The sequence below is a fragment of the Gordonia sihwensis NBRC 108236 genome (assembly GCF_000333035.1).
GTDB classification, from domain to species: Bacteria; Actinomycetota; Actinomycetes; order Mycobacteriales; family Mycobacteriaceae; genus Gordonia; species Gordonia sihwensis.
This window is the reverse complement of sequence record NZ_BANU01000032.1, coordinates 37,799-46,166: the sequence shown is the minus strand read 5'-3', so window position 1 is coordinate 46,166 and position 8,368 is coordinate 37,799. Positions and strand designations below refer to the sequence as shown.

The following is an 8,368-nucleotide window of genomic DNA, read 5'->3' as shown; positions in this document are numbered from 1 at the left end:
GGTGGTCGGGTATCGTCCGGGGTCCGGACGATCGTCCATATTTAGCGCAGGCTAACCTGCTTAGTGGAGGCTAACCTTAACACCGGTCGAGGACGATGACGCGCCCGGTACGTTCCATCGATGTCAGGCAGGTGATCGGATGCTCGGACCTCACGAACCGGCGGTCGAAGCGGCGATTCGCGTCGACGGTTTGACGAAGTCGTTCGGCGACGTCCGGGCCCTCGACGGGGTTACGTTCAACGCTCCGCGCGGATCGGTCCTCGGCGTCCTCGGCCCCAACGGCGCAGGCAAGACGACGGTCGTCGACATCCTGTGCACCCTGACCGAACCCGATGCGGGCTCCGCCACCGTCGCCGGACGCGATGTGGTCGCCGATCCCGCCGGCGTCCGCGAGGCCATCTCGATGACCGGTCAGTACGCCGCCCTCGACGAGACGCTCGGTGGCCGCGACAACCTCGTCTTCTTCGGTCGGATGCTCGGCCTCCGGCGGGCGGCCGCACGTGAACGCGCCGATTTCCTGCTCGAACGATTCGACCTCACCTACGCGGCCAAGCGACCCGTGTTCGCGTACTCGGGCGGCATGCGTCGGCGCCTCGACATCGCCTGCGGCCTCATCGTGGAACCCTCGGTCGTCTTCCTCGACGAACCGACGACCGGTCTGGATCCACGCAGCCGACAGGCGGTGTGGTCGTTGGTGGAGGCGCTCAAGCAGGACGGCGTCACCACCCTGCTGACCACTCAGTACCTCGAGGAGGCGGATCGGCTCAGCGACGCCATCGTCGTCCTCGACCGCGGTCGGGTGGTCGCCGAGGGCACAGCCGCCGAACTCAAGGAACGCGTCGGCGGCACGTTCTGCGAGGCGATCCCCGCAGACCCCGACGACGCACCCCGCCTGCGCTCGCTGCTCCGGGACCGGCTGAGCGCCGATCATCACGTCGCGTCCGGCGCCGACAGTGCCGACAGTGCCGAGGGGGCCGACAGTGCCGAGGGGGCCGTCACGCTCAACGCGCCGAACGGGGTCGACACCATGGCGGAGGTGATCGCGGCCGCCGCCGGCGCCGGCGTCGCCCTGCGTGACATCGGACTGCGCAGCCCCTCGCTGGACGACGTATTCCTGCGCCTCACCGGCGGCCCGCCGGCCGCCGCACCGGAACCGATCCGATGACCCGATCCGGGACTCGATCACCTTCGCTCCGCTGGCCCGACCGACGCGACCCGACGGTGATCGCGCACGACCACCGGTTCGTCCGGCAGTGGCTGACGATGACCGTCCGCGGCGTCCGTTCGGCCTACGGCGAGGGAGAGTTCGCCGTCGCAATCGCGATGCCGATCGTCTTCGCACTCGGCTTCTACCTGCCGCTCCGGGTGGTGATGAGTGAACAGGGCGTCGACTACGCACAGTTCCTGATGCCGATCATCGTGCTGCAGGCGGTCGCGTTCACCGCCATCGCCGCGGCCCAGCGCTCGGCATTGGACAAGCTCCGCGGAATGAACCGCAGACTGTCGTCGATGCCGGTCGCAGCCCTGGTTCCGTTCACCGCCCGCATGACCACCTCGCTGGTCCGCTCGGCGGTGTCGATCGCGACGGCGCTGCTGTTCGGCGCTCTGCTGGGCTTCGGCTTCTCCGGCGGTGCGGCGGGCGCTGTCGGCTTCGTACTGTTCGCGCTCGCCGTGGGCGGAGTTCTCGCCATGGCTGCGGACTCGCTCGGCATCCTGGCACGCGGCCCCGAGGCGACCTCTCAGCTTCTTATTCTTCCGCAGTTGGTCCTCGGTCTGCTCTCCACCGGCTTCGTACCCGAGTCGAGTTTTCCGGAGTGGGCGCGACCCTTCGCACGCAACCAGCCGATCTCCCATTTCGCGGCGACGATGCGCGATCTGGCCGACGGCTCGCTCACCGCCGAGACCGCAGCTCCGGCGCTGATCTGGCTGGCGGCGCTGGCCGTCGTCTTCTCCGCGCTCGCCTACCTCGCCCAGCAGAGACGGCGGTCGTATCCGTGACCGACCGAAGCCCGATCCCCGACGCCAGCGATATCACCGACGCCACCGATATCACCGACATAGTCCACTTCCCTCCGAGAGCGGCATGGGCACCCGAGCGCAGCGGATACGCGCTGTGGCGGGGTTCGGCGATCCAGGCTGAGCGGATTCTCCGCAAAGCAGCCGCCGATCCCGCGACCCTGCTTCAGTCGCTGCTCTTTCCGGCCTTGATGGTTCTGCTGTTCTGGGTGGTGCTGGACCGCCCAGTCAGCGCGCACTCCGGCGAATCGAACGCCTTCGGCATGGTCCCGATGTTCGCGCTGATCGGCGCGATGTCCGGGGCGTCGATCAGCGGGCTCGGTCTGCGCCGGGAGCGCACCTCCGGCCTGCTCGCGCGCACCTGGGTGCTTCCGGTGCACCGGGCGTCGGCCATGATCGGCCGGCTGCTGTCGGAGGCGGTGCGGATTCTCATCACCGTGGCCGCCGTCCTGGCTGTGGGCGCCGTCATCGGTTTCCGGATCCACACCGGCCTCCCCGGCGCACTGGGGATCCTGGCCGTCGCACTCGGATTCGGCCTGTCGTTCTCGGTGATGGTCACCGCCCTCGCACTGCTCCGGCCGGAGTCCCGCCTGGTGGAGTGGATCGCCGTCGGAACCAATCTGGCGATGTTCTTCAACACCGGCTTCGTGCCCGCCGACGCCTACCCGGCGTGGCTGCGGCCGGTGGTCGAGTATCAGCCGCTGAGCTGCGCGGTCGAGGCCATCCGCGGGATCTCGACCGGCGGCCAGGTGCTCGGCCCCGCGCTGACGACGGCGGCGTGGTCGGTGGGCCTGCTCGCCGCGTTCAGCGGGCCCGCAGTGGCCGGTTACCGTCGCGCGTCGACCACGCGTTAATCTCTTCAAAATAGGTTAGCCTAGCCATATTTGCGCAAGGAGAGTTCGATGCCCAAGAAGACCGGAACCACCGACGCACCCGTCGAGGTGCCGCCCGTCCACGTCACCGACCGGGTGACGCCGCTGCGCGCGGTCGGCGACGCGACCCGGACCGGCGAGCACTTCGCCTGGGTGGACGTGCGCGCACTGTCGGGGCAGCAGCGCGACGCCGTGGTGGCCGCGGCGCTCAACTACAACATCGACGGAATCCTCACCGACGACGCCGCGTTCCTCGCCACCCTGCCGCCGACCGTCCGCAAGATCCTCATCGCGGGCGATACCGTGCCCCCCGAGGGCACCGAAGGCGCCCGAACCGAGGGCATCGACCTGACCCTCGTCGAGCGCGCGACGCCCGAGACGCTGCCGAGCCACGCCGACGGCGTACACGTCGTCGTCCGCGATTCCGACACGCTCAGCGAGGCCTGCGAATGGGTCCGGCGCATCGGATGGACGCTGCTGACCTTCACCGACCCCACCAAGATCCCCCTCGAGATCGTGATCGCCGCGGCGGAGAACTCCGGCGGTCGCACCGTGACCGTGGTCGACGACATCACCGACGCGGAGATCGTGAAGTTGGTGCTCGAACACGGCTCCGACGGACTGCTGCTGGCTCCCCGCCACGCGGACGACGTCGTGGCCCTGGCCGCGGTCCTCGAACCGTCCGCGGCGCGCGTCGAACTGGCCGAGCTGACGATCACCGGTGTCGAGCACATCGGGATGGGCGAGCGTGCCTGCATCGACACCTGCTCGCTCCTGGAACTCGACGAGGGATGCCTGATCGGCTCGTTCGCCAGCGGAATGTTCCTGTCGTGCAGCGAGACCCATCCGCTGCCGTACATGCCGACCCGGCCCTTCCGATGGAATGCGGGCGCGGTGCACTCGTACGTGCTGGCGCCCGAGAACCGGACCCGCTACGTGAGCGAACTGCGCGCCGGACAGCCGATTCTCGCGGTCCGCAGCGACGGCTCCGCCCGCGAGGTGCTGATCGGGCGCGTCAAGATCGAACGGCGACCGCTGATCTCGATCAACGCGCGGTCGGCCGACGGCCGGACCATCAACGTGATCGCGCAGGACGACTGGCACGTCCGGCTGCTGGGTCCGGGCGGTTCGGTGAACAACGTCACCGAACTCAAGCCCGGCGACGTGCTGCTCGGTTATGTGCCACCGGAGGCGCGGCACGTCGGACTGCCGATCACGGAGTTCTGCGAGGAGCGCTGAGGTACGGGGGCGGTCGGGGGCACGGGGGCGGTCGAGCCGAAACCGGCCCGACCGCGTCGACCTCAGCCCAGCAGGGGAAGCACCTGTTCGGCGAAGCGTTCGGCCTCCTCCGCGAGCGGCCATCCGGACAGGATCCAGGTGTCCGCGCCGAGCTCGGCCGACAGCTTGCGCAGCGTGGCCGCCACCGTCTCCGGACTGCCGACCAGATAGTTTCCCGAGCCCTTCCCGGCGATGTCGAAGGGAGGCTCCCCCGACGTCCACGTCGTCAGCCCTGCGGCCAGACCCGGCAGGAACTCCAGTTCGTCGCGGACGGGGATCCGGCCGGCCCGCAGCGCGTCGATCCGCGCCTGCACCTGAGCGTCGTCCGAGGCGATCTCGTCGAGTCCGGGAAAGCCGAACGAGCGGAGATTCCGATCGGCCAGCCGCGCCATCTCCGCGGCGTCGGTCTGCGCCAACTGCCACTCGAAACGTTCCCAGGCCGCCTCGTCGGTGTCGCGGACCACCACGCTGGCCAGCACGCCGCAGGGCAGCTCGCGGCCGCGCTCGCGCGCCGCGGCACGAGCCGCGTCGAAGGTCCGGACCAGCGCGTCGGGGTGCGCCAGAAAGCTCAAGTACACATCGAGCACCTGCGCCGCGTGCTCGAGCCCGGCCGCCGACGCGCCGGTGCCCCAGATGGGCAGCCGTTCCTGCCTCGGCCCCGGAATCGACGGTTTGTACTGCGGACCGGCGCGGAAGTACTGGCCGTCGACCGCCGAGGGATCGTCGGAGTACATGCGCCGCGCGGTCTCCCAGTACTCGGCCGACACCCGGTACCGCTCGTCCTTGCCTTCGAAACGCCCGTATCGAGCAAGGACCGGATCGGCGCCGTTGACCTGGTTCACGATCATCCGGCCACCCGAGTAGTGGTCGAAGACCTGGGCCTGCTCGGCCATGAGCGCAGGCGGCTTGGCGCCCGGATACTCCGGAACGAGGAATCGCAGCCGCTCGGTGGCCGACACGAGGGCGATGGGTTCACGAGCCGTGCAGAGCACCCCGTAGTAGCCGAGCCGGTCGAGGGTCGCCGCCACCGAACGCAGATGCTCCAGCGAGGGCTCCGAGCGATACTCCGGCTGCCACGGCACCTCGCCGTCCATCCCGTTCAGGTACCAGAGGATGCGAGGCGTTCCGGGGCCGTGAGGGCTGCCGGGCATGGGCGGACTCCTGTCGTTTCGTCGGGCACGGGTGCAACCGGTCGGTGCGGTCATGTGCGGCCGGCGGCGTCATTCCGACCCCGCATGAACAACCCGACCCCGCATGAACACCGACACGGCCGTCTGAAAAGATAGGTTAGCCTAGCCAACTTAACGAAGGATCCACGGTGTCCACTCCTCCCCCGCAGCGCATCCGCACCCGAGTCGCCGTCATCGGCGCCGGCCCCGCCGGATTGAGCCTGGCGCACATGCTGGCGCTCCAGGGTGTCGACGCCGTGGTGCTGGAGCGGAGTTCCGAGGAACACGTCCGTTCGCGCGTCCGCGCCGGCGTGCTGGAGCAGTCCACCGTCGACGTCTTCGACCAGCTCGGCGTCAGCGCCGACCTCCACCGGGAGGCATTGCGACACAAGGGCTTCTACCTGCGATTCGACCGCACCACACACCACCTGGACTTCCACGCCGACACCGGCCGCAACGCCTTCGTCTACGGACAGGCGAGGGTGGTCGGCGATCTGATCGATGCCCTCCCCGGCCGCGCCGCGCCGGTGATCTTCGACGCCGAGGCCGTCGCCGTCGAAGGCATCGGCACCGACCGGCCCGAGGTCCATTTCCGGACTCCGCACTCGACGGGCGTGGTCGAAGCCGACTTCGTCGCCGGCTGCGACGGCTTCCACGGGGTGGCGCGAGCCACCGCGGAACCGCACGTTCGGACGGTGCAGCGCGTGTACCCGTTCGCCTGGCTCGGCATTCTCGCGCACAGCACGCCGGTCACCGAGGAGGGCATGTACAGCGCGCACCCCGACGGCCTGTCGTTGCACAGCATGCGCGGCCCGCAGTTGTCGAGGCAGTACCTGCAGGTCCCGCACGACACCGACCTCGCCCACTGGTCGGACGAACGGATCTGGAAGGAGCTCCGCCACCGGAGCGCCGCAGACGACGCCGACGAGCTCGAGACCGGGGAGATCATCGAGCGCAGCCTCACCCGCCTGCGCAGCGCGGTCACCGAACCGATGCGGGTCGGTTCCTTGTTCCTCCTGGGCGACGCCGCCCACATCCTGCCGCCGACCGGAGCGAAGGGCCTCAACCTCGCGGTGTCGGATGCGTGCGTCCTCTCCAACGCGCTGGGCGGCTACTACGCGGACCGGCGCACTGACCTGCTCGACGCGTATTCGGTCACCGCGCTGGAGCGGATCTGGCAGACTCAGGCGTTCTCCTGGCGGCTCACCAGCGCGCTGCACCGACACGACGACGAATTCGACTGGCCGCTGCGCCGCGCCCGGCTGCAGCGCTGGGTGGCGTCGGAGACCGCGCGCCGCGAACTCGGCGAGGTGTATCTCGGCCTTCCGTTCCCGACCGATTGGCGCTACCGGTGACGCCCGACCGCACTGCGCATCGGCGGCCGCGGGTCGTCGATACCGAAGACGTCCGACAGCCGCCCGGGCACGTCCGCCGCCGCGACCGCGTACTCCCGGCGAGAGTCGCCGTCGACCTCGATCATCCGGTAATCGATCCGGCCGGACTCGGGGTCGATGCGGCCGGTCATCGTGCGCCGGCCGGCGTCGACCGGCAGCGTGCAGATCACCGAGCCGGTGAACCTCGACTGCCCGGACGTGCTGTGCCAACGGGCCATCCCGGCGAACTCATCCAACTCTCGGACCGCAGGGTCGATCCGGTAGCGGGCCGCGCCGGCCGACACGTCGCGGCCGGCCGGGTCGGCGAGATCGATCGGCCGCAGGATCATGTCGCCGCCGAAGCCGACGTCGACCAGCATCGCGGGATCGCCCGGCACCACGACTGCCACGTGACCGTCGGCCGGACCGAATCCCGCTCCCGAATCCACTCGCGCACCGTGCAGAACGGCGGGCACGCCCAGCGCCCGCAGGGCGTACAGCAGCAGTCCGTTGAGTTCGTAACAGATGCCGCCGCGACGGTCGTCCACGAGGCGCTGCGCGATCCGCGCCGGCTCGACACCGACCACGCGCCCGGCGTGGATCCCGAGGTTCTCGAACGGCACCCGGGCGTGCTGAGCCGTGGCCACCGCGCTCACCAGCGCTTCGAGCCCGTTCGGCAGGTCGGCCTCGTCCAGGCCGATCCGGTCCAGATAGCGAGCGATTCCGCCCCTCGCGCACAGATCCATGCAACACAGGATAGGCTACCCTCATTCACTCTCGAGAGGAGCACCGATGAGGCACTCGGCACCACCGCGCACAGCGTCGCTGTCCGGTAAGACGCTGCGGCTGCGCCGGATCTTCTCCGCGCCGACCGGACGTGCGCTGATCGTCCCGATCGACCATTCGGTGACGGTCGGCCCACTGGGTCGCAAGAACCACGCCGACTGGACCGCCGCGATGCTCGCCGAGGCGGGCGCCGACGCACTCGTGGTCCACAAGGGCCGGGCGCGCCACATCGATCCGGCTCATTTCCGCGAACTGAGTCTGATCGTGCATCTGTCCGCGGGCACCTCGCTGTCGGTGGACACCACCTCGAAAGTCCTGGTCGGTTCGGTCGAGGAGGCGATGGCTCTCGGAGCGGACGCGGTGAGCATCCACGTCAACATCGGATCGCCCACGGAGGCGCAGCAACTCAACGATCTCGGCGTGGTCAGCGACGAGTGCGCCCGGCTCGGCATTCCGCTCCTGGCCATGATGTACAACCGGGGAATGGCCGAGACTCCGGGAACCCAGTCGGTCGCGACGCTGTCGCATCTGGCGGCCATCGCCACCGATCTCGGCGCCGACATCGTCAAGCTCGACTACGCGGGCGATCGCGCATCCATGGACGCGGTCGCGGACTCCTGCCCGCTGCCGATCGTTGTGGCCGGCGGCGCCTATCACGACGACGAGTCGGCGATCGAGTTCGGCACCCGGGTGGCCGAATCGTCGGTGGCCGGGCTGAGTTTCGGCAGGCACGTCTTCGGTGCCCGGAATCCGGCTCGTGTGGCCGCCGCCCTCGCCCACGTGCTGCACACTGGCGACCCCGCCCGTCCTCTCGAAAACTTTGGCTCCCGCACCGGCCTGTGAGACCGTTGCGGGAGCCAAAATATTTCGACTG

General features: G+C 69.5%; 8 protein-coding genes. 6 read left to right on the top strand and 2 right to left on the bottom strand.

From position 1 onward, the window contains the following. Positions 1-139: 139 nt before the first annotated feature. The 4 genes from GSI01S_RS16325 to GSI01S_RS16310 are packed head-to-tail and all read left to right on the top strand — an operon-like array spanning position 140 to position 4,127. Positions 140-1,165 (top strand): daunorubicin resistance protein DrrA family ABC transporter ATP-binding protein, encoded by a 1,026-nt coding sequence (locus GSI01S_RS16325; protein WP_006897718.1) that lies wholly within the window; start codon positions 140-142, stop codon positions 1,163-1,165. Beyond that, positions 1,162-1,998 (top strand): ABC transporter permease, encoded by an 837-nt coding sequence (locus GSI01S_RS16320; RefSeq protein WP_006897717.1) that lies wholly within the window; start codon positions 1,162-1,164, stop codon positions 1,996-1,998. The genes GSI01S_RS16325 and GSI01S_RS16320 overlap by 4 nt, the downstream gene beginning before the upstream one ends. After that, positions 1,995-2,870: an ABC transporter permease gene (locus tag GSI01S_RS16315; protein ID WP_006897716.1), complete on the top strand. Its 876-nt coding sequence runs from the start codon at positions 1,995-1,997 to the stop codon at positions 2,868-2,870. The genes GSI01S_RS16320 and GSI01S_RS16315 overlap by 4 nt, the downstream gene beginning before the upstream one ends. 48 nt (positions 2,871-2,918) lie before the next feature. Further along, positions 2,919-4,127, top strand: a complete 1,209-nt coding sequence (locus tag GSI01S_RS16310) for a 3-dehydroquinate synthase II family protein (protein ID WP_006897715.1) — start codon at positions 2,919-2,921, stop codon at positions 4,125-4,127. A gap of 62 nt (positions 4,128-4,189) precedes the next feature. Here GSI01S_RS16310 and GSI01S_RS16305 read toward each other — a convergent pair whose 3' ends face one another. Next, positions 4,190-5,317: an LLM class flavin-dependent oxidoreductase gene (locus GSI01S_RS16305; RefSeq protein WP_006897714.1), complete on the bottom strand. Its 1,128-nt coding sequence runs from the start codon at positions 5,315-5,317 to the stop codon at positions 4,190-4,192. A gap of 167 nt (positions 5,318-5,484) precedes the next feature. Between GSI01S_RS16305 and GSI01S_RS16300 the strand changes: the two genes are divergently transcribed. Beyond that, positions 5,485-6,690 carry a 4-hydroxybenzoate 3-monooxygenase gene (locus GSI01S_RS16300; RefSeq protein ID WP_006897713.1) on the top strand — a complete coding sequence of 402 codons (1,206 nt, stop codon included), beginning with the start codon at positions 5,485-5,487 and terminating at the stop codon, positions 6,688-6,690. Here the strand turns inward: GSI01S_RS16300 and GSI01S_RS16295 are convergent. Continuing rightward, on the bottom strand, positions 6,681-7,454 hold the full coding sequence (locus tag GSI01S_RS16295; protein WP_006897712.1) for an arylamine N-acetyltransferase family protein: 774 nt from the start codon (positions 7,452-7,454) through the stop codon (positions 6,681-6,683). The genes GSI01S_RS16300 and GSI01S_RS16295 overlap by 10 nt on opposite strands. A 46-nt stretch (positions 7,455-7,500) precedes the next feature. Between GSI01S_RS16295 and GSI01S_RS16290 the strand changes: the two genes are divergently transcribed. Further along, positions 7,501-8,337: a 2-amino-3,7-dideoxy-D-threo-hept-6-ulosonate synthase gene (locus GSI01S_RS16290; protein ID WP_006897711.1), complete on the top strand. Its 837-nt coding sequence runs from the start codon at positions 7,501-7,503 to the stop codon at positions 8,335-8,337. The last annotated feature ends 31 nt before the right edge of the window (positions 8,338-8,368 follow it).